Here is a 20,071-nt window from a genome sequence, read left to right on the forward strand (position 1 = left end):
TTATAGTAGATGGAAAAGTATGGAGGAGCATATGAACACTAATCGCAGAACTGAACCTTTTCGATATACCCTTAAAGAACCTGTAACCCTTGATCTTCATATTCTTAGTATTAACGGAATCCAGGTTCCTTCTAAGCCTGTAAGAGCTGTACTGTTCAACATCAGTCGAACAGGCTGCCACTTATCGTTACCCCTCAACATCAATCCAGAAAATAACCTAGTACGGATTGGTATGGAAATGAATCTTACGGATGAATCTATTTACTTAGAAGGAATTCTAAAATGGAATAGAGAACAGCAGGACTGTTTCCATTACGGTATTCAATTAGACATTCCTGAAGCAGACATTGAGTGTCTTCCGAGGGTGCTACGCAGGCTCGCTGGAGAAGGTAAAATATTGGTTCGTTGAGATGTTAACAAAAGAATAGTACTCCATTAATAAAAAACAAACCCGCGTGTAGACGCGGGTTTGTTACAGTTTTTGCTGCTGTTATTGAAAATCAAGATAATTCCTAACACTTCTACCTTTGTTCTTGAGGTATATCTCGTTCAGGGGTTACTGGTATAACTTGCTCTTTCTCCAGCACCTCTTTTAAATCATCCTGAATTCTTCGATCCCAATGAGGAACACCGGAGCGATATGCCGCCCTACCTGTTAGGTGGGCGGATAAAGGTGCAGTTATAAATACAAAGACAATTCCTAGTAATAGCTTTGCACTAATATGATTCTGAAAAAATGCAAAATATAGAAATGCCCCAACTAAGACACATAACACACCGAGAGTGGCACTCTTCGCGGCAGCATGTGATCTTAGATAAACATCAGGTAGCCGTATCAAACCAATAGCACTAACGGCGCTAAGCAATGCCCCTATAAGAATTAACAAGGCAAACAGCAACTCACCTGTAGTCTTGATCATTTCCATTTTCTAGCACCACTCCCTTTTCGATATATCTGGCAAAGGCTGTCGTTCCAATAAAGGAAAGAATTCCAATCAATAAAATAATTTCTATAAAAGCCTGCGTTTGGAGAAAGACAGATAACACGGCCACCATTGCTAGCAGATTAATTCCAATCGTATCTAGTGCAGCGACTCGGTCAGGTAAAGAAGGTCCTTTCACCAAACGCCAAGCACATACGCCTATAGCTAAAGCCATGATCGTAATGGATAGCATAAGAATAAAATGAATCATTAGCGGGTCACCTCCAGTATCGCTCGCTCAAAGGTATCACGGATATTTGCTCTGAACTGTGCAGGGTCATCAACATCCATAGCGTGAATATACAATGTCCGATTATCATCCGACACTTCAAGCACCACCGATCCAGGAGTGAGGCAGAGCATCGTGATTAACGTTGCCACTTCCCAATCTGATTTCAGCTCTGTAGTATATTTGAGGATAGCTGGACGTATATTAAGCTCCGGTCTTAGAACGGCTTTTACCACTACATAACTAGAAACGACCAGCTCCCGCAGCAGCAACAGGATTAGCTTAAGGATCGCCCACACTTTTCCAAGATATAATCTGGGCCAAAAGCGTCGCATTCCGAGCAGAATGAGTATACCGAGCAGGAAACCAATGACGAAACGTGGCCCAGTCCAATCATTGTGCAGAAACATCCACAGGAATGCTATCATGAAATTCAATAATAGTTGAAAAGCCATAGTATCTACTCCTTCATGACAGCGTTAATGTATAATGCTGGATCGGCCAGTACGGCTCCGGCTTGGCTGACATATCCGTTTACCGTCTCAGCACCTACACCCATCAGAATTACAATCGCGAACAGAACAGCTGCCGGTGCCATCATAGCTTTATAATGAAGCGGTTTGACTTGTTCTTCCCTTTTCTCGCCACCCCAGAATACCTGCTGGAATACCTTGATCAAGGAATATAACACTATGAAGCTTGATGCAAGTGCAATTAGAGCCAGAGCCACATGATTCTGTCCAAATCCGCTACGCACCATCATCACTTTTCCAGCGAAACCACTAAGTGGTGGAACACCAACCAACGCCAAAGTCAGTACGAAGAACATCCAGCCGGTCCACGGATAGCGTCGAATTAAACCACCCATTTCTTTTAAGCGGTCGGTGCCCGATGCTGAGATAATCATCCCGCCCAGGAAAAATAATAATGCTTTGGCAACCATGTCATGCATTAAATAAAACACTACACCATTTAACGAATCCTGAGTCGCGACAGAAATCCCAAAAGCAATAAATCCAACACTGATGATGATATTATAATTAAAAATCCGCCCCAGATCGTTGTAAGCCAGTGCACCGATTGCACCAAGGATCATCGTCGCTCCCGCCATCCAGGCAATCAGTGAATGGGTGAGTCCCGGTTCTTGAATAAAAATCAATGTAAAGGTACGTGTAATGGCATACAATCCCACTTTCGTTAACAATGCTCCAAACAGTGCTCTAACAGCCACAGGTGGCGCACTATAAGAATCCGGAAGCCAGAAAAAGAGCAACAAACCTGCCTTTATCGAAAATACGATCAGCAGCAGGACCGCAATGACGTTCATTACACCGCCTTGTCCCGCCTCTGCTACACGCATAGATAGATGTGCCATATTCAGTGTTCCTGTCGCGGCATATAAATAAGCAAGCGTTGCTACAAACAAGGAAGAGGAAATCACGTTAACTAATACATATTTTAACGTCTCTCTCAGTTGACCTTTGGAGCCACCAAGTACAATTAAAGCGTACGAGGCAACTAACAGGACCTCAAAGCAGACGAACAAATTAAACAAATCTCCGGTGAGAAAGGAGCCAAATACCCCAGTTAATAGAAAATGGAAAAACGGATAGTAATAAAACCTTTCTCTTTCTTCCCCAATGCTGGCGAAGGAAAAAAATAGACATGCCGCACCAACAATAGCACCGACTAGCACAAGTAAGGCCGCAAACATATCGGCAACAAACACAATGCCATAAGGTGGAAGCCATCCACCCATATATAGGGTCTGGATGCCCTTTGTACTTACCTGGTACACAATGATTCCAGAAACCAAGATATTTAAAAACACACTGACGGCACTGATAATACGTTGCAGATCCACTCGTTCTTTTAGAAAAATCAGTATAACTGCCGTAAAGGCCGGAATCAGCAGAGGCAGCACTAGCAAGTTGTTCATTGTTGTCTCTCCTCCTTGGTTCCTTCCACATCATCCGTGCCCGTCGAACGGTAAGTCCGGTATGCCAAAACAATGAAGAATGCTGTTACTCCAAAACTAATTACAATAGAGGTCAAAATGAGCGCCTGCGGTAACGGATCTACATACGCCTCCGCTTTTTCACCTAGCAAAGGTGGAGCACCTGTCTTGAGACCCGACATTGTCAGTAGCAGTAAATGAACACCATGGGTAATTAAATTAGTACCCAGCAGGATGCGTAGCAAGCTTTTGGAAAGGACTAGATAAACACCTACGGTAAACAATACGCCGATCGCCAAGGCAACAACAAGCTCCATTAGCTATCCCTCCCGATCGTAAGTATGATATTCATAGTGACACCAATAACAGCTAGATAAACACCAAGATCAAAGAACATTGCAGTGGTTAATTCTGTTTTGCCCATAAGCGGCAATTGGAAATACCCAAAATTTTGGCTCAGGAAGGGTACGTCGAATATAAATGAGCCAACCCCGGTAAGAAAAGCAATCGAAATCCCGATCGCAATTAACTTACGATAATTAATAGGCAGCACTTTCTCAACCATATCCATCCCAAAAGTAATAGCAAGTAGCACCAAACCTGCAGAAGCCATCAAAGCCCCAATAAATCCGCCTCCCGGATTATTATGACCGGCAAAAAACAAAAACAACGAAAATATCAGAATGATAACGAATGCTACTTTAGCTACCGCTTGCAGTAACACATCATCACTTCGGGAATAACGAGGCTTATTATAGGGAACAACCCTCTTCAGTTGGTCTGCTGTACCCTCTCCATCCAACTGCAGCTTGATCATGGAATAAATAGCAAGTGAGGCAAGACCTAGTACTGTTATTTCAAACATGGTATCAAAGCCGCGGAAATCAACGAGCAGAACATTGACAATATTTTTACCGCCACCCAAAGTATAGCTATTCTCCACATAATATTTCGAGATGGATTCGAACGGACTACTGCCTAGAGCAGCAAGTGCAACCAATGTCATCGTTACGCCCATCCCGATGGAAATAGTTAGTTTCAGGAAATGCGCACGAGGTTTGAGCTTCTCTTTTTCCAGCCTAGGCAAATGCCTGAAACATAATAGGAACAATGTAACAGATACCACTTCAACAATCATTTGCGTAAGCGCCAGATCAGGAGCTCTGAACAGAACAAAGAGCAAAGTAACCATATAACCAACCATTCCTGTTAACAAAATGGCTGTTATTCTGGAACGCACAAACGGAATAGCTAAAGCACCTAGAAGCAAAACCATTACAGCAATAACCTCAAACAAAGAAAAAGGAGTATACTCAGTCGTACCAAGTGTAATTCCATCTGAATACCAGACGACACCGCAAATCGTTACGATCAAGAAGGAAAAAATATACATTAAATAATGTCTCATGGAACCAGTCATATAAGAACTAGTCACCCATCTAGACAATTTCTCAACCAGCCGGATTACTCCGTCATAGACTTGATTTAAAGTGTAGCCACTGCCCCATTCTTTATCGACCAGACTTAAGCGGCCATAGATTCGGTATACAGTAATACCAAGAATCACAACACCAAGTGTCATCCATACTTCTGGTGTAAAGCCGTGCCAGAAATGGATATTCACAACAAAAGGTTCCCCGGTCTGCAAGATAGGGTGAATAGCATTCATTGCAGGGATAATAAGTGTATTAGATAATATATTCGGGAAAAAACCGATAAATATAGACAGCACTGCTAGCAGGCACGGGGCAAGCAGAAGTCCAAATGGGGCTTCATGCGGTTTTTTGTCCAGCTTCTCAGGCTGATATTTTCCGAAAAAGGTGTGGAATACCAAAATCATACTGTATGCAAAAGTAAACACGCTGGCAATCCAGGCCAAAACCGGGAAGAGCGTAAACAACGAGGGAATAGAGAATATATCCAAGTTTCGGATATTCAGGACAGCTGTAAAAAACATCTCTTTACTTAAAAATCCTGAAAATGGCGGCAAACCAGCCATGGAGAAACTGCCGATCATCGCTACCGTAAAGGTAACCGGCATAATGGAAATCAGTCCGCCCAGCTTTCGCAGATCGCGGGTACCTGTCTCATGGTCAACTATACCGACCATCATAAACAAAGAGCCTTTAAAGATGGCATGGTTAATAAGGTGAAAGATAGCCGCTGTTGTTGCAGCAGTGTAAAAGACTGAATCTTCCCCTGCATAAAATGCCGCTGCCGATCCCATTCCTAGCAATCCCATAATCAGTCCAAGTTGACTAATCGTTGAATAGGCTAATAGAGCCTTCAGGTCCGTCTGCTTCATCGCCTGGATAGAGCCATAAATCAAGGTGATCAAACCGACGCCTGACACAACCCAGAACCACTCATATTGCCCCGCAAAAATAGGGCTGAAACGGGCGACAAGATACAATCCAGCTTTAACCATCGTTGCTGAGTGAAGATATGCGCTGACGGGTGTCGGTGCCTCCATGGCATCCGGCAGCCAGATATGGAACGGGAACTGAGCTGATTTGGTGAAGGCGCCTAAGAGAATTAGTAGCATCGCCGGAATAAATAAAGCATGCCCGCTAATATCGCCAACCTCACTCCAAATTTCCCTGATACTAAAAGTGCCTGTCATTACATAAAGCATTAAAAAGCCGGCAAACATCGCTAAACCACCAAATACGGTAATCAACATAGATTTGAGAGCACCATACCGCGATTTTTGCCGCCGATGCCAGAAAGCAATCAACAGAAATGACGAGACACTTGTTAATTCCCAAAAACCGTATAACACCATCAAGTTATCCGAGAGCACAACGCCAAGCATCGCTCCCATAAACAACATTAAATAAATATAAAAAGGGGTCAACGCTTCTTTTCGCTTGTCTAGATAATAAATCGAATAGATAATTACAAGACTACCCATTCCAGTGATTAACAAAGCGAACAGTAAACTTAATCCATCCAGATGGAAAACCAAATCAATGCCTAGGGAAGGAATCCATGAAACGGTTTCATATCCCAAATCCCCTCCTTTAATAACAGGAATCCGGGTTAAAAAATATACAAACAAAGCGAGTGAACCGGGGAAAACAAGCCATCCTCTATGAAGGTTGGATGCTCTCTTGGTCAAAAGTGCGATTACTAAGGCCATTAGAAACGGAACAAGTATGATTACATGCAGCAAAGGCAGTCCTCCTTTTCCACTTGAGCTTATCAAGTTGTGAACTTTAGTACTTACTTTTTTACCAAAAGCCAAAGATCATATGATTGGAAGGGCCCTTAATAATAGGCCCTCATCAAGATAAGGGCACGCCGATTATAAAGAATCGGTCAATGTGCCATCACAAATATGCAAATATCTAGTCTTTCCATCCTCTTGCTCAATTCTGAATAAACCGTTCTCAAATTCTGTGTGTAATTCGTGAAAGAACTTTCCTTTAAGCGAATACTCTCCCTTAGGTTCATCACTGAGCTGATACTCATCCCCGATTTTGACCAGGTAGGCGATTACGCCTTCCTCATGGGTTTCTTCCAGCCCGGCGCGCATCCGTTGAACGGCGACTACATGCAGATCCATCATTTTCATTTTACCAATGAGTTCATTGATGAAATTGCGTTTGGTAAGCTCCTGCCATCGAGTCTGAGCAGATTGTCCAATGACGATCTGTGTAACCTCATTCTTTTCAGCTACTTCTACAATAATATCAGTTGTTTTTCGGCCTTCACGTTTCCGAATGATAAATTCTGCGCCAGCTTCATCGGCAAGACGTTTCCAAACCGTCATATACATTTCTTTGCTCTGATTATATTCATCATTGTCCGAACTATCGACATTTAATACAAACAATGGGGCCCCTATTATTTCAGATAGTTGCACACCACGCCGGATTAAACGCTCCCCATGCGGACCATAATGAACACAAACCATAATCTTTTCATTGTGTATGACCTTCACCCTCCTGTAACATGGCCAAGAAATACAAAAGGAGCCTACTGGCGTTAGGCCCCTTGCGTAAATCTAAAACCGATAAGTTATACTTAATTATATCTATTCCTATGTTTTTTGTAAAGTTTAATGGTTATCATGGAACATATTTCTACGTAATGCTTGTACTATGCCCATCTTTTGAAGTTATCATACAATGAAAATTCTAAATATGCCTTTACAGGAATATTCACTTAATGGTATATTTTAAAAGCAAACAGGAAATACAAGGAAGTAGGCCTGTTGAGTTTCTCCATCATGGCCCGTCATATGAAATCCGAATCAAATCAATGAATCGAAGTGATGATTGTTTATGAATACTAACGTAATGAGTGCTTTAGCAGAGCCTAATCGTATGCAGATCGTTGAACTATTACGCGAGAAACCCCTAACCGTTGGAGAGATCGCAGAAAGTCTTCAGCTGCGGCAGCCTCAAGCGTCCAAGCATTTGCGTGTTCTCAGTGATGCAGGTCTTATTGAAGTTCAAGCTGTTGCTAATCGGCGCATTTGCAAGCTCCGCCCTGACCCTTTTAAGGAATTAGACACTTGGTTAGAATCCTACCGTCATATGTGGGAGGAACGCTATGATCGACTGGATGATTATTTGCAGAAGCTACAAAGCAAGGAATTAGATAATGAAAAGTAAACGAGGAGGATTTATCCAATGACAAATTCTAACCAAACCAACCAACTAGTATCCAAAGTCGAAGGCAGCACTCTAATATTAGAGCGTATTTTTAAAGCTCCACGTGAGCTAGTTTTTAAAGCTTTTTCTGAGGCTGAGCATTTGAAGCATTGGTGGGGGCCAAAAGGTTGGACACTTCCCGTATGCCATGTTGATTTCCGGCCAGGAGGTACTTGGCATTATTGCATGAAGTGCGAGGATAAGAGTCAGGGAGATTTCTACGGTATGGAGTCTTGGGGTAAGGCGATTTATCGGGAAATTTCGATTCCAGAGCAAATTATTTACACGGACGGGTTCTCAGATGCAGAAGGTAATATTTCAAAAGATCTGCCCGAGACACTAGTCCAACTAGATTTTATCGAGCTGGATGGTCAAACGAAGCTGGTTAACACCGGTAAATACGCTTCTCCAGAAGCGTTACAACAAGTGATTGATATGGGGATGCTACCGGGTATTTCACAAACCTTTGATAATTTGGACGTACATCTTGAGAATATACAGAAGAGTAACTAAAGTAGATATGCTCGGACCGCAAGACTAAATTATGGTTATCTAACCTATATGTAAAAAAATAGGACGATGCAAGGATACTCTATCCTGCTCGTCCTTTTATTCATTTTGCGGGAAATAAGAACCTGATGCTACTCGGAAAATATTGCAGAAAAAACGTGTCATTATGCGTGCCTAATGGATCTGTCTCAAACATCACCCGCTGATCAGCTCCATCTATCTTCTCTTTTAAAATATCAAAAGCACGTTTACTATTAGGCACCATGTCCTTCTGTGCATTAGTCTTCTGGATACCTTCCTGTTCACCTACATACATATAGACTTTGCATTCCCTATCTAACTTTGAAGTCTCCATATAATGTATAAAATCTTCAAACCACACAGACGCGGATATGAAAATAAAATTATCAAAAACAGACTCCGTCTTGTACATCGCATACAGACTTATTAACCCACCTAGTGATACACCGCCTAATGCCAATTTGTCCGGCTCATGAGAGATGCGAAAAGAACGAATTATATGCGGGACCAGTTTCTTATATACGTAATCCAAATATTCATCACCCTTGCCCCCAAAGGACCAATCCTTAAAAAGAGCAGGCATTTCCCAAGGTGTATATTCATCATTGCGTCGCTGAGAATCAATCCCGATAAAAATAACCGGTTCTGTAATCCCCGCCTCCACATCCCTTTCTATATCAGCAATCGACTCTTTGAACAAGAAATCGCCATCCTGTAAGAAAACCGCCGGGAAGCTTCGCTCAGTAAACAAATGATATGCTTTAGGGAGATACACGATAATTTGTCGCCCCATATGTTCAAAAGTAGTAAGTTCTCCTAACATTATCCTGCATCATAGCCCCTTCCTTAACAATTCAACATACGGAACGCTCTGCTCATGATGGTCGGCACTACTGACGCGTGGTTTTCATCTGGCGCTATGTAATGCTCAACCTGCAAATCAGGCAAAGAATACTCACACAATTTTGAAAATAATCCTTTAGCATCATCGACCATAAACGCCTCTTCACTGCCCACTGTGATCAATAGCTTTCGTTTCTCGGATCTTATCGTTTGACCCTTCTTATAAAACGCCTCCGCATACACCAAGATTTCATGATCATTCCACCAAATCGAGGGGCTAGAGGCCAAATAATACTGGAATAGCTCGGCACGAGTAAACAGCGTCCAGAGAACAAACAACCCGCTTAATGAGTGACCAAATAAAACTTGCTTATGCTGATCGATATTATATTTTTCAGAGATCAGGGGCATTAATTCCAACTCTAAAAAAGATAGTAACTTTTCAGCACCACCATGTGGTCCTATGTCAGCATTTTTCAATCGATCCGGATATACATACTGCTTCGCAGGAGGCGTGAAATCATAAAATCTTCTTTTGGAGACCTCATCATCTGAACCATAATGCCCAATGCCAATCACGATGGCTGGTGTAATCAAAGTTTTCGGCGCATTTCTTGACTGCAATTTCACGACATCCCGGCCCAATTGAAAATATGAATTGCCATCGAGCATGTAATAGACGGGAAATCCATTCTCAGGGGCCTCTTCTCTCGGAATTGAGACCTTTATATCATACGTGTAGCCCATATACTGAGATTCTAGCTTCCATGATTCTGTGCGTTCGAGTTCAACTTGTGTTGACATATGTGCTGCTCACTCTCCCCTACACTCTTGACTTGGCTAATAAATATAAGAAATAGGGAATGCCAATAATCGAAACGACTATTCCCACAGGTAACTCTGCTGGCTGAAATAATGTTTTGGCAAAATAATCCGAGATCACCAGCAAAAACATCCCAACCACTGCACTGGATAACATAATATAGCGGTGATTAATTCCTACTAATCTTCTGGCGATGTGAGGAGCCATCAATCCTATAAAACCTATAGAACCGGATACAGATACACAGACACTTACAATCCCCACACTGCATAACAGAAAGATCAGCTTTTCTTTTTCTACGGAGATCCCCAAGCTTTTTGTGCTGGAATCCTCCAATTGAAAATAATTGAGCAAATAGCTTTTTCGATACATCACAAATCCTAAAATCAGCACCCAAGGTGTGATCATTATGATATAAGTCCAATTCGCGCTGTAAATACTTCCGACACTCCATACCGCAGCCATTTCATAATCACTTGCATTCATTTTTAGAGATAGATACAACGACAACGCGCCAAAACCACTGCTTATCGCGATCCCTGTCAATATCAAACGTTGCATATCAAGTGCACCATTCCGCCAAGAGAAAATAAAGATAACCACAACTGCGGCAAGCCCCCCCACAAAACCAAAGAGAGGCATGGCTAGTATCGAAAACCAGCTTTCTTTAAAAAAAGTAACCCCTGACATCTGAAAGAAAAACATAAATGCAACGATGGCAGCTCCGGCACCGGCATTAATCCCAAGGATACCTGGATCAGCCAGTCCGTTTCGGGTAATGCCTTGAATGACCGTTCCAGCCATCCCCAGACCTATGCCTACTAATGACGCAATAATGATCCGTGGTAGTCGAAATTGAAAAATAACCAGGTCAAATTTAGGATTGGGATCTATTCGCAGCAGCGTTTTTATCACATCCATGACAGACATATCAAAAGCGCCATTCGTAAGATGAAAATACCCCGCCACAAGTGTTAGCAGGATAAAAGCTAATAGCGTCAATATATAGCGACTAAACTGTATTTTGCCTCTATCCATGTTGCTCTCCCCCCTTAACCCGAATTAAATAAAGGAAGAACGGGATTCCAATAAAGGCTGTCACAACGCCAATTGGCGTCTCAAACGGAAAGTTAATATACCGGCTTAAGACATCACAAAATGCTAAAAAAACAGCCCCAATGACTGCTGAGCAAGGAATGATGAAACGATAGTCGATACCAACGATAAAACGTGTAATATGAGGGATAATTAGACCCACAAAGGCTATCTTACCGACTAAAGCTACTGCTGTTCCGGTTAGACATACAACAGATAAAATGCTGACGATTTTCAGCCATTTTGTCCGTTGACCCAAGCTAATTGCCGTTTCATCCCCTAGGGAGGCAACCATTACAGATTTAGAAATACTAACTGCCAAGAGCAGACCAACGATTATAAAAGGAATGGACAATATTAGCATATCTGGATTTACAGTATGTATTTTCGAGCTATACCAAACACTAACATTTTGTGAGACTTGAAAAAACATTGCTACTGCTGAGGCAATACTACTTAAAAATGTACCAATTACAGTACCAATAATGGCTAGTCTGACTGGAGATAAGCCGTTTTTGACCAATGAGCCAAATCCGAAAACCAAACCCGCTCCGATAGCAGAACCCACCATGGATAAAAGAATCATATGCACATTCGATAATCCAGGATAAAACACCATAGCCAACGTAATAACAAATGCCGATCCGTCATTTACTCCCATAATCGATGGTGATGCAAGATAATTCCGTGTAACGCCTTGCATTAACGCCCCTGAAACAGCCAGTGCCGCTCCAACTAATAAAGCGGCGATTACACGCGGTAATCTAGATGTCATAATAATGTTGTGGTCCACATTATTTGCATCGAAGTGTGTAATCGCCTGCCATATTGTCAATATTCCAATATCTTTAACACCATATAAGACGGATACAACTATTGCTAATACGATGAATAATGGAGAAGTTGATAGGATCAATATAACTTTCCAATTTTTTGTATTCATCTTATTCATCGCACCTTCGGTTTTACTTTAAGAGATTTTCAATTGCAGCATCCAGGAATCTTACTTTAGACCAAGCTGTACCACCTTGCGCCAACGGATCAATTGCATTTACAAAGACATGATTGTTTTTGACTGCATTTACGCTTTTGAAGATCGGATTCTTAAGTAAATCATCAAGTGCCGTTGCATTATCCGTATTCTCGCTGGTCTCAAACTGCAAGAAAATATAGTCCGGATTAATTTCCGCTAAAGCTTCTAGTGAAAGCTCAGCTTGAGCTTTAGTAGTTGTTATTACTTCGGGAATGGTAGCACCTAAATCTTCGTAAATAACCGGATTCAGGTAAACACCCGCTGGATACACACACATACTACCCTCACGAATACGAATAACTAGAATTGATTTATCTTTCAACTTTTCTCCAACGTCAGCCTTTGCACTAGCAGCTTTTGATTCATAATCGCTAATAATCTTTTCTGCTTCTGAGGTCTTTCCGGATAATTGACCTAGTAAAAGCAGATTATCTTTCCAATTCGTTGATATATGTGAATAAGGAATCATCGTTTGAATTTTATTAAGCGCACCCGACACATCTTCACCAAACTTGGAAGACCCTAAAATAACATCTGGATCTAGCTGCAAGATCGCCTCATTGCTTGGAGCAAATTTATCCCCCACTAAAGATGCACCAGCTAATTCCGTTGACAGATAACCTGGAATGGCATTTGCTATAGCAAGTACGCCTACAGGTTTCACTCTTAAGATTGCTGCATCTTCCATAGATTCAAGACTTGCAGCTACGATATTATGAATCTCTATAGGTACAACATAATCCTTACCTAGATATGTAATGGTTTGTTCAGTGGCAACTGCCTCCTGAGCCGTATTTCCTTTGTTGTTTGCATTTCCCTCTGCTGCTACGGCGGAATTATTTGCACTTTTTGAAGCTGCGTTATCCTTTTCATTGTTACCACATGCCGCCAAACTCAAAGCTAAAACCGCTGATACCCCTGCTAATAAAACTTTTTTCTGATTCATTTTCTATCTCCCCATCTCTATTTTTTTTATCATTCTTTATAGCAAAGTAATGATAATGAGAATCGTTATCATATTAAATCATATGAGAACAATTATCAATAGATTTCTTTAAATATATGAAATTTTGTAAATTGTCAGATCATTATAAAGGGAGAAATTTCCGCAGATGACGTAATTGTTAAAAAAGGAAATGGAGCTGGCGGTGCATCCGTGTCACATGTACTGCATCTAATGCAGGTTGGTCTTCAAGAGGCGTACGCTCTGGCAGAGCTTGTCGAGCTAGATGCACTCTCTGTCGTAGTTCGGAATAAGTTTCGTAAACAGTTGGGTCTGCCAGTGGCCTAGACTCTACCGTCCTATTAAGAACACCGAAGGCGTTTATGCTTGCTATAATAGAATTTTTAAAATTTCTAGATTGCGGAGAAATGTGAAATGAACTCAAGGGATGGGCCTATATTCAACTGTTGGCCATGGGGAGCCCTGTTTTTAATTAAGCACACGCCTCTTTGGGATGAGGGACCCAGCGAACCTTAAATCCTTAGAATACATGTTTTAGTCGAGCTTACGGACAAATGTATGCGAAAAACCGAATACAATGTGCCGAAGGTAACGTAAAGGTGCCAAATGTATGTGAAAAACCGAATATAATATGCCGAAGGTAACGTAATAAGCCAAATGTATGCGAAAAACCGAATACAATGTGCCGAAGCTAACGTAAACGAGCCAAATGTATGTGAAAAACCAAATACATTGTGCAGAAGCTAACGTAAATAAGCCAAATGTATGCGAAAAACCGAATACAATGTGCCGAAGGTAACGTAAATAAGCCAAATGTATGTGAAAAACCGAATACAATGTGCCGAAGGTAACGTAAACGAGCCAAATGTATGCGAAAAACCGAATACAATGTGCCGAAGGTAACGTAAACGAGCCAAATGTATGCGAAAAACCGAATACAATGTGCCGAAGGTAACGTAAACGAGCCAAATGTATGCGAAAAATCGAATACAATGTGCCGGCAGTAACGTAAAGGAGCCAGCGCCGATACACATGCTGAAGAACCCGCACTAAATGCGGGTTCTTCAGCGCTTTAAATATAAGTTCATCTTTTTTCATCAGCGGATATTTCACGGCATATATTTCTCAGCAATGCTGGTGACATATCCGTCTTTTTTAGTAATCACACACGGGGGCACAAAATCAGTATATTGCTTGAAATATTCAATAAACTCCTGCTTGCTTACTTCTTTTAGAGCACCCGCATTAGCATCAACAATAGAATATCTCGTATCCTCTGTAACCTCTAATGGATCGGTATACGTATATTTGTTGAGGATATAAAATCCATTGGGCATATCCTCATCTGGATTAATATTCAACCCTTTAAAGCGAGCGGAATCCTCCATTGTTAGCCATTCAATGTTATCAAAATCAAAGGAATGATTCTCCAGGCTAAGATTAAAAACATAGCCCATTAATATACTCTCGGGCGTGATCGCAAAATCATCAGCTGTAGCCTCATTGTCCACCACAAGCTGATCCAGCTTGACATGCTGACCCATTCCAATATCATTGCTTATATAATTCATGGCGACCTGCAAAGGATCAAGTAGTGCCGGCTCCTCCCCCTGATCCGCTAATGTCTGCAGACGGGCATAATATTCAGCTATCGTAACATCAGTTTGAGGTGTATTGTAATATTCATTTCCATTCGAATCCTTCCAACGTTCTACGGTCCAAATTCCTGAATCTCCTTGAATAACAGGTTGGGATAACAACAGTTGACTTGTTTCGCCTGTCGTTAAGGGGAATTTCACTAGAATATGCTTCCCACTATAAGTTTCATGCGGAAGGTGATGGTTTGCTTCAAGAAACACACGCACTGCCATTTCCTGACCGGCTGGTGTGGATATGTCATTCTCTCCACTCCTGATTACGCCCAAATATTGTGGTGTTGAATTCATAATAGAAAAAATAAGTATCGGTTTCCCCATGCTTCCTTCTTCGGTGATAAATCCATCAACCACATTTTCCGTCATCGTCAGCTTAGCTGGATCATCCGGTTTCAAGCGATATTCTAAACTCCAAATTTCCAAGGGTGTTGCAAACAGATCGTCGAATGACGCTATTTTTTCAAGCTTAGTAATTTTACTGTTAACCATCTTAACATTTGTACTATTCTCATAGCTCGTAATGTTCTGCTCCATAAATTGCTCGGCATAATCCTTTACGGTTAATGGATCATTTTTCGGATTACTTATGAGTCCGACACCACAGCGCAGCCACGACTAAGATTGCGACTAAAACAACCCAAAAGGCTGGTTTTTTGTAATTCAGAATATTTTTGATTCGTCCTTTTGTATTGCTCTCGCCAAAGGCAAGCGGTGAACCACCCATAAATCGTCTTCCAGTAGATAAGGACAAAAGTGAGGTCGAGTATTCCTTTTTGATTCCACTGCCCATCTGTCTTATGACGCTTTCGTCACAGGACTGCTCCATATCATCACTCATCAGATAAAAAGCAAGCCAAACCACTGGATTAAACCAATGTATACACAGAACAACGAACGCGAGAAGTTTTATGATGTGGTCGCATCTGTGTATGTGCACTTGCTCGTGTTTGATGAGATAAGCTTTTTCATGATCGGAAAGACCGTTTGGAAGGTATATTCTAGGCTTAAGGAAGCCGAATACAAAAGGTGTGGAGATGCCGTTATGTTCATATATATTTTCGAAAAGAGGGGTTGCGGCTCTTAAGTCTCGTGAAAGTCGAACAGTGGCAACAATGCTGTAGATGAGCAGCAGCCCAATCCCGATCAACCATATATATTGGCCTATGTTAATCCACGCATCTGAAGGATTCGAAGGGATTATACCACTTGGTGCAGCAGGTGTAGAGGGAATAAGTACGGGTGATATATTATTTACAGCTTGCTCGGATGTGTTGATTACATTTTGGATTTGAGGCATTTGTGTGTATAGCTTATTTAGAGGTGAGTTCTGTACTTCAGATGGGATAAAACTAAATATACTCTCAATCGAGAACGGACACAGGAGTCGGATCAAAACCACAGACCATAAGGCATAGGAGAATATTTTGGGAACTTTTCTTAAGAACAGCCGTGCCACGATGATAAACACAATCACATAACTTCCCGTAATGCTCATGTTTAAAAGTTGTTCAAACAGCTGATCCACCGTTACTCCTCCTTATGCTCATGGATTAGTCTTAGAACATCATCAATTTCGCTGTCACTTAATTTCCGGCTCTTTGTAAAAGCAGCCAAAAATTTGGGTAACGAACCGCCGAAGGTTTCCTTCACAAACGCCTTGCTCTGCTCCGCATAAAAGTCATCCTTTTTGATAAGAGAACCTACCACACCATTATCATTGATAAAAATCTCTTTAGCTTCAAGTCGTTTTAACATCGTATACGTCGTAGATTTCTTCCAGTTGAGCTCGGATTCACATAACTTCACCAGATTCCCTGACGGAATCGGTTCATGATCCCATATTAATTCCGCAAATCTACCTTCCATTTCGGTCAGTCTGAGATCCTTCAACCTTGCGCCTCCCGTTGGTCTACAATTCCTAGACCTTCCATTTGAATTAGAGTTTACAACTTGTAGACCATTTTGTCTACAAAAATTTCCAGTACAAAAAAAGAGACTCTGTCTTTGCAAACATCGCCTCATTGTTATCTTTATTAAGGATAAAACACAGATAAGTCACGAAACAATAGTCCGCTCTCTTCTAGTCTGTTAAGCTCCTCTTCTACATCAGTTACAATATGGCTTTCTCGCTCATGAGCTGTATTGATTAACCACGGTTGCCCCTGTCTTAAAAAACAAAGATCATCGGGCACTCTAGTCTGCACCCATGAGTACAAGCTCGTAGAATAGGATAGTAAAATATCGACCGCATCCGGTGAACATCTAAAAAAATAAACATCTGCATAATGCCCCATAAGCCGAGTTCCCGGCCAATAATCATCTTTGACGATCTCTTTGAGAAAAGGCTTTAACCGTTCCAATAGTTCATATCCTTCTGACTCTAACTCCATCTGATCCCGTTTGACCAAAATAAATTCATCACACACTTCCATAGCTACCTGTATCAGCGTCTTATAGGCCTGACCTGTTGGGTCCTGCAAAATAGTATTTATAATAATGTCCGCCCCTTACTTATTTGTATTATTTAAATACTCCTGATGCATCCTTCCCCAGCCACACATGCTATCCAAAACAGTAATTAGTGATTTTCCATGTTCTGAAATACTATATTCCACCCTCAATGGAAGCTCATGAAAAATCACACGATCGATAAGTTGATCCTCTTCAAGCTCCCGTAGTTGCTTAGTTAATGTCCCTTGAGAGACATCTGGAATAATCCGTCGAAGTTCGCCAAATCGTTTGGTACCATCTATCAATAAAATAAATAAAATGAGCGGCTTCCACTTTCCACCGATCTTATCAAGCGTTGTAAGCACTCCGGCCAATCTCGGCTCCAGTAAATCCATGTGATCATCTCTTTCGATAGTTAATCTATTTCACAGCTAGTACGAACAATCGTACCTAGTACGAAAAAAGTGCGTACTGTGCAGAATTTCTTTTATACCTAATAATAAAAAACAGAACTTAAAAGTCCATTTTACTATGAACGGAGTAGATAAAAATGTCCAGTATTTCATTAAAAAACCAGCGAATCGTCATTATCGGAGGAAGCTCCGGAATAGGGCTCGCGACTGCCAAACAAGCGGTTGAACAAGGCGCATATGTCATAATCGCTGGGCGTTCACAAGATAAATTAGAAAAAGCTCAACAAATTCTAGGGTCCGAATCTACCGAAACTCATTCGCTTGATAATCAAAATGAAGAAGACTTAAAGTCTTTTTTTGAAAAAATCGGCAACTTCGATCATTTGTTCACTCCCGGCGCCTCTTATGTTAGAGGACCGATTACTTCAAGCTTAGAGATTGCACAAAGCTGCTTTAATGCAAAGTTCTGGCCTCAATATAATGCTGTGAAATACGCGATCCCATATATAAGTCCAACTGGCTCTATTGTTCTGATGTCTGGCGCATTCAGTCAACGACCACTTGCAGACGGTGCCTCCTATGCAGCTTGTAACGGCGCGATTGAGAGTCTAGGAAAAGCATTGGCTGTTGAGTTAGCTCCGATTCGAGTAAATGTCATCTCCCCAGGCACCATTCATACCAACTTTAATTGGGTAGGAGCAGAACAAAAAACTAGAGACAAGTCTTATGATGAATATACGAATATGAATATCCTTGGCAGAGTAGGACATGCCGACGAAGCGGCACATACAACCATTTATTTGATGACTAATAACTATACTACGGGAAGCACCCTATTTCCTGATGGGGGTTATATTTTGCGTTAAAAAATAGCTGACTCAATAAGTAGGAAATGCTACTTAGGGGTCAGCTCCTTTTAGTTTAAAGAATTAGGTGAGAAATTTCTTGATTATTAGCCAGGGGATTACCCTCATTTGAATATGAATTTCTATGACTACTTCGTATTAAAGGTTATACGAATTACATCCTCCTGAGTCTCCTTAATTTTATATATACCAATTTTTTCAGCGGAGCTCACTAGCGCTGTGATATACTCAGGAGATGAATTTATTTTTCGAGCAGAGGCCTTCAGGTTAATGGAGAACTCATCCCCGTTCTCGTCAACATCAAGAGATTTCACATAAACTTTAAATACCTTTACATAATGCTCATAGTTAACCAAATGTTCTTCAGTAACATCTTGAAATGAAACATTTACTTTCAAGGATTCCGGTTTCAGAAAGCTCACCTTACCTGCTATATCTACCTGCCCCACTTCAGGATTCAACACTTGATATTCAACTCCGTCAAGGATTGTATAACCCATCCCATTATCCATAGTGGCAATTAAATTAAGACGCACATTAAGAGCTTCCGGTCCGAGTAATGTCAGATAGTCACTTACTTCAAGCTTGATCTTTTGTACAGCCTCTTTCCCGGCGAACATAATCAATGGACTATGTACACGTCTATTCCATGACTTCTCTTCATGTGTACCCAAAGGGTCCATCTGAAAGAATAGGTCCTTACCTGATACAAATCCCTTCGACTTTAATACATTCACAAGCGGATCAATTGGCATTCCTTCGGTTACACCCATGTCGAGCCAAATCTTCAATGCAGGCTTCCCGGACTCTTTCGCCAACTCATCCAATATACGCCCATTACTTACCCAAGTGGCAGGGGATAAAGCCGCTATCGCTGAAAAAGTCTCCGGATGTTGATATCCCATCCATAACGCCTGAATACCACCGAAAGACGATCCCATGATCATTCGGTGATCCCGATCGGGAATGGTCCGATAAGCACCATCGACATAGGGGATAACCGTTTTAATAAAATATTGGGTAAATTCCTCTGCACTCGTTCCATCAGTAGGAATAGACTTCTCCGGAAAAGGGACATACTCCTTTCCACGTTCTGAACCATCACTTGAAGCGATTCCTATCACAATAACCTTCTCCATTGTTCCATCAGCAACGAGCTGATCAATGATCTCCTCCACTCTCCATTCTTTGCCTAAAGAGCTGGTATTTGTATTGAAAACATTCTGCCCGTCATGCATGTACACTACTGAATAACGTTCATCGTCGGTTTCATACCCTGCAGGCAAATAAACAAATATTCTCCGCTCACCTAGTTTATCTATGTGCACAGTACCTTTTGCCACAACCCCAATGTTTGGGCTATCCGATGCCTGAGAAGTATTGCTTATCGTTGGATTGGGAAATGGTGATGTAGCAACTTTTTCATTTACATTTCCGTTATTAGAACATCCCGAAAGCGCTAACAAAATTAATACAGCAAGTCCCCAAAAGCTCCATTTAAATATACCACTTGAATGCATAGAACCCCCCCTGAACTATGGTTCAAATTTCAAAAGTGAACTTCAAA

General features: G+C 41.4%; 23 protein-coding genes. 5 read left to right on the forward strand and 18 right to left on the reverse strand.

Translation table 11 applies throughout. From position 1 onward, the window contains the following. Positions 1–31 precede the first annotated feature (31 nt). Entirely contained in the window at positions 32–409 is a 378-nt protein-coding gene (locus tag MKX35_RS21500; protein ID WP_042187629.1) for a PilZ domain-containing protein, read from the forward strand. Between the two features lie 112 nt (positions 410–521). On the opposite strand, the gene mnhG is transcribed toward MKX35_RS21500, so the two are convergent. The 7 genes from mnhG to MKX35_RS21535 form a co-directional block, all read right to left on the reverse strand. Then, on the reverse strand, positions 522–926 hold the full coding sequence (mnhG, locus tag MKX35_RS21505) for a monovalent cation/H(+) antiporter subunit G (protein ID WP_076282804.1): 405 nt from the start codon (positions 924–926) through the stop codon (positions 522–524). Next, positions 901–1,194: a Na(+)/H(+) antiporter subunit F1 gene (locus MKX35_RS21510; protein WP_042187626.1), complete on the reverse strand. Its 294-nt coding sequence runs from the start codon at positions 1,192–1,194 to the stop codon at positions 901–903. Before MKX35_RS21510 ends, mnhG begins: the two co-directional genes overlap by 26 nt. Next, positions 1,194–1,667 carry a Na+/H+ antiporter subunit E gene (locus MKX35_RS21515; RefSeq protein ID WP_076282805.1) on the reverse strand — a complete coding sequence of 158 codons (474 nt, stop codon included), beginning with the start codon at positions 1,665–1,667 and terminating at the stop codon, positions 1,194–1,196. Before MKX35_RS21515 ends, MKX35_RS21510 begins: the two co-directional genes overlap by 1 nt. A gap of 5 nt (positions 1,668–1,672) precedes the next feature. Continuing rightward, positions 1,673–3,151, reverse strand: a complete 1,479-nt coding sequence (locus MKX35_RS21520) for a Na+/H+ antiporter subunit D (RefSeq protein ID WP_076282806.1) — start codon at positions 3,149–3,151, stop codon at positions 1,673–1,675. Next, the gene (locus MKX35_RS21525) at positions 3,148–3,486 is read right to left on the reverse strand and encodes a Na(+)/H(+) antiporter subunit C (RefSeq protein WP_076282807.1); all 339 of its coding nucleotides are present in this window, start codon (positions 3,484–3,486) and stop codon (positions 3,148–3,150) included. Before MKX35_RS21525 ends, MKX35_RS21520 begins: the two co-directional genes overlap by 4 nt. After that, a complete protein-coding gene (locus MKX35_RS21530) occupies positions 3,486–6,350 on the reverse strand; it encodes a Na+/H+ antiporter subunit A (RefSeq protein ID WP_076299497.1) in 2,865 nt (954 codons plus the stop codon). Before MKX35_RS21530 ends, MKX35_RS21525 begins: the two co-directional genes overlap by 1 nt. 126 nt (positions 6,351–6,476) lie before the next feature. Further along, complete coding sequence (locus tag MKX35_RS21535; RefSeq protein WP_256716289.1) at positions 6,477–7,115, reverse strand: universal stress protein; 639 nt, start codon at positions 7,113–7,115, stop codon at positions 6,477–6,479. A gap of 343 nt (positions 7,116–7,458) precedes the next feature. Here MKX35_RS21535 and MKX35_RS21540 point away from each other — a divergent pair, with 343 nt between their 5' ends. Both MKX35_RS21540 and MKX35_RS21545 read left to right on the forward strand, forming a co-directional pair. After that, positions 7,459–7,791 (forward strand): ArsR/SmtB family transcription factor, encoded by a 333-nt coding sequence (locus MKX35_RS21540; RefSeq protein ID WP_076299381.1) that lies wholly within the window; start codon positions 7,459–7,461, stop codon positions 7,789–7,791. Between the two features lie 18 nt (positions 7,792–7,809). Continuing rightward, entirely contained in the window at positions 7,810–8,343 is a 534-nt protein-coding gene (locus MKX35_RS21545) for an SRPBCC domain-containing protein (protein WP_076299382.1), read from the forward strand. A 100-nt stretch (positions 8,344–8,443) separates the two neighbouring features. Here MKX35_RS21545 and MKX35_RS21550 read toward each other — a convergent pair whose 3' ends face one another. From MKX35_RS21550 to MKX35_RS21570, 5 genes are read right to left on the reverse strand one after another with little or no spacing between them, the layout of a single operon-like run. Continuing rightward, positions 8,444–9,154 (reverse strand): alpha/beta hydrolase, encoded by a 711-nt coding sequence (locus MKX35_RS21550; RefSeq protein ID WP_341044425.1) that lies wholly within the window; start codon positions 9,152–9,154, stop codon positions 8,444–8,446. Between the two features lie 53 nt (positions 9,155–9,207). Then, a complete protein-coding gene (locus MKX35_RS21555) occupies positions 9,208–10,008 on the reverse strand; it encodes an alpha/beta hydrolase (protein WP_076299384.1) in 801 nt (266 codons plus the stop codon). A 19-nt stretch (positions 10,009–10,027) separates the two neighbouring features. Beyond that, a complete protein-coding gene (locus MKX35_RS21560) occupies positions 10,028–11,065 on the reverse strand; it encodes a FecCD family ABC transporter permease (protein WP_076299385.1) in 1,038 nt (345 codons plus the stop codon). Continuing rightward, entirely contained in the window at positions 11,058–12,065 is a 1,008-nt protein-coding gene (locus MKX35_RS21565; protein WP_076299386.1) for a FecCD family ABC transporter permease, read from the reverse strand. The genes MKX35_RS21560 and MKX35_RS21565 overlap by 8 nt, the downstream gene beginning before the upstream one ends. Positions 12,066–12,087: 22 nt before the next feature. Continuing rightward, positions 12,088–13,101, reverse strand: coding sequence for an ABC transporter substrate-binding protein (locus MKX35_RS21570; protein ID WP_076299387.1), 1,014 nt, complete (start codon positions 13,099–13,101; stop codon positions 12,088–12,090). Positions 13,102–13,311: 210 nt separating this feature from the next. Here MKX35_RS21570 and MKX35_RS21575 point away from each other — a divergent pair, with 210 nt between their 5' ends. Continuing rightward, positions 13,312–13,446, forward strand: coding sequence for a hypothetical protein (locus MKX35_RS21575; RefSeq protein ID WP_256716290.1), 135 nt, complete (start codon positions 13,312–13,314; stop codon positions 13,444–13,446). 782 nt (positions 13,447–14,228) lie between these two features. Here MKX35_RS21575 and MKX35_RS21580 read toward each other — a convergent pair. The 5 genes from MKX35_RS21580 to MKX35_RS21600 form a co-directional block, all read right to left on the reverse strand. Continuing rightward, positions 14,229–15,308, reverse strand: a complete 1,080-nt coding sequence (locus MKX35_RS21580; protein ID WP_076299388.1) for a hypothetical protein — start codon at positions 15,306–15,308, stop codon at positions 14,229–14,231. 46 nt (positions 15,309–15,354) lie between these two features. Further along, positions 15,355–16,299: a M56 family metallopeptidase gene (locus MKX35_RS21585; protein ID WP_076299389.1), complete on the reverse strand. Its 945-nt coding sequence runs from the start codon at positions 16,297–16,299 to the stop codon at positions 15,355–15,357. A 2-nt stretch (positions 16,300–16,301) separates the two neighbouring features. Beyond that, the gene (locus MKX35_RS21590) at positions 16,302–16,664 is read right to left on the reverse strand and encodes a BlaI/MecI/CopY family transcriptional regulator (RefSeq protein WP_076282816.1); all 363 of its coding nucleotides are present in this window, start codon (positions 16,662–16,664) and stop codon (positions 16,302–16,304) included. 143 nt (positions 16,665–16,807) lie between these two features. Continuing rightward, a complete protein-coding gene (locus MKX35_RS21595; RefSeq protein WP_081382855.1) occupies positions 16,808–17,254 on the reverse strand; it encodes a hypothetical protein in 447 nt (148 codons plus the stop codon). Between the two features lie 27 nt (positions 17,255–17,281). Beyond that, the gene (locus tag MKX35_RS21600; protein ID WP_042187604.1) at positions 17,282–17,620 is read right to left on the reverse strand and encodes a winged helix-turn-helix transcriptional regulator; all 339 of its coding nucleotides are present in this window, start codon (positions 17,618–17,620) and stop codon (positions 17,282–17,284) included. Between the two features lie 155 nt (positions 17,621–17,775). Between MKX35_RS21600 and MKX35_RS21605 the strand changes: the two genes are divergently transcribed. Then, on the forward strand, positions 17,776–18,504 hold the full coding sequence (locus tag MKX35_RS21605) for an SDR family oxidoreductase (RefSeq protein WP_076299391.1): 729 nt from the start codon (positions 17,776–17,778) through the stop codon (positions 18,502–18,504). A 128-nt stretch (positions 18,505–18,632) separates the two neighbouring features. Here the strand turns inward: MKX35_RS21605 and MKX35_RS21610 are convergent, their stop codons facing one another. Further along, positions 18,633–20,024 carry an alpha/beta hydrolase gene (locus tag MKX35_RS21610; protein WP_076299392.1) on the reverse strand — a complete coding sequence of 464 codons (1,392 nt, stop codon included), beginning with the start codon at positions 20,022–20,024 and terminating at the stop codon, positions 18,633–18,635. Positions 20,025–20,071 lie beyond the last annotated feature (47 nt).

It is taken from the genome of Paenibacillus sp. FSL R5-0923, from assembly GCF_038009145.1.
Taxonomy (GTDB): domain Bacteria; phylum Bacillota; class Bacilli; order Paenibacillales; family Paenibacillaceae; genus Paenibacillus_AQ.

Coding starts and splice junctions, on each gene's coding strand:
- MKX35_RS21565 (WP_076299386.1), bottom strand. CDS start 12,065: ATGAATACAAAAAATTGGAAAGTTATATTGATCCTATCAACTTCTCCA.
- MKX35_RS21520 (WP_076282806.1), bottom strand. CDS start 3,151: ATGAACAACTTGCTAGTGCTGCCTCTGCTGATTCCGGCCTTTACGGCA.
- MKX35_RS21580 (WP_076299388.1), bottom strand. CDS start 15,308: ATGGAGCAGAACATTACGAGCTATGAGAATAGTACAAATGTTAAGATG.
- MKX35_RS21570 (WP_076299387.1), bottom strand. CDS start 13,101: ATGAATCAGAAAAAAGTTTTATTAGCAGGGGTATCAGCGGTTTTAGCT.
- MKX35_RS21545 (WP_076299382.1), top strand. CDS start 7,810: ATGACAAATTCTAACCAAACCAACCAACTAGTATCCAAAGTCGAAGGC.
- MKX35_RS21525 (WP_076282807.1), bottom strand. CDS start 3,486: ATGGAGCTTGTTGTTGCCTTGGCGATCGGCGTATTGTTTACCGTAGGT.
- MKX35_RS21610 (WP_076299392.1), bottom strand. CDS start 20,024: ATGCATTCAAGTGGTATATTTAAATGGAGCTTTTGGGGACTTGCTGTA.
- MKX35_RS21600 (WP_042187604.1), bottom strand. CDS start 17,620: ATGGATTTACTGGAGCCGAGATTGGCCGGAGTGCTTACAACGCTTGAT.
- MKX35_RS21560 (WP_076299385.1), bottom strand. CDS start 11,065: ATGGATAGAGGCAAAATACAGTTTAGTCGCTATATATTGACGCTATTA.
- MKX35_RS21540 (WP_076299381.1), top strand. CDS start 7,459: ATGAATACTAACGTAATGAGTGCTTTAGCAGAGCCTAATCGTATGCAG.
- MKX35_RS21515 (WP_076282805.1), bottom strand. CDS start 1,667: ATGGCTTTTCAACTATTATTGAATTTCATGATAGCATTCCTGTGGATG.
- MKX35_RS21555 (WP_076299384.1), bottom strand. CDS start 10,008: ATGTCAACACAAGTTGAACTCGAACGCACAGAATCATGGAAGCTAGAA.
- MKX35_RS21500 (WP_042187629.1), top strand. CDS start 32: ATGAACACTAATCGCAGAACTGAACCTTTTCGATATACCCTTAAAGAA.
- MKX35_RS21605 (WP_076299391.1), top strand. CDS start 17,776: ATGTCCAGTATTTCATTAAAAAACCAGCGAATCGTCATTATCGGAGGA.
- mnhG (WP_076282804.1), bottom strand. CDS start 926: ATGGAAATGATCAAGACTACAGGTGAGTTGCTGTTTGCCTTGTTAATT.
- MKX35_RS21510 (WP_042187626.1), bottom strand. CDS start 1,194: ATGATTCATTTTATTCTTATGCTATCCATTACGATCATGGCTTTAGCT.
- MKX35_RS21550 (WP_341044425.1), bottom strand. CDS start 9,154: ATGGGGCGACAAATTATCGTGTATCTCCCTAAAGCATATCATTTGTTT.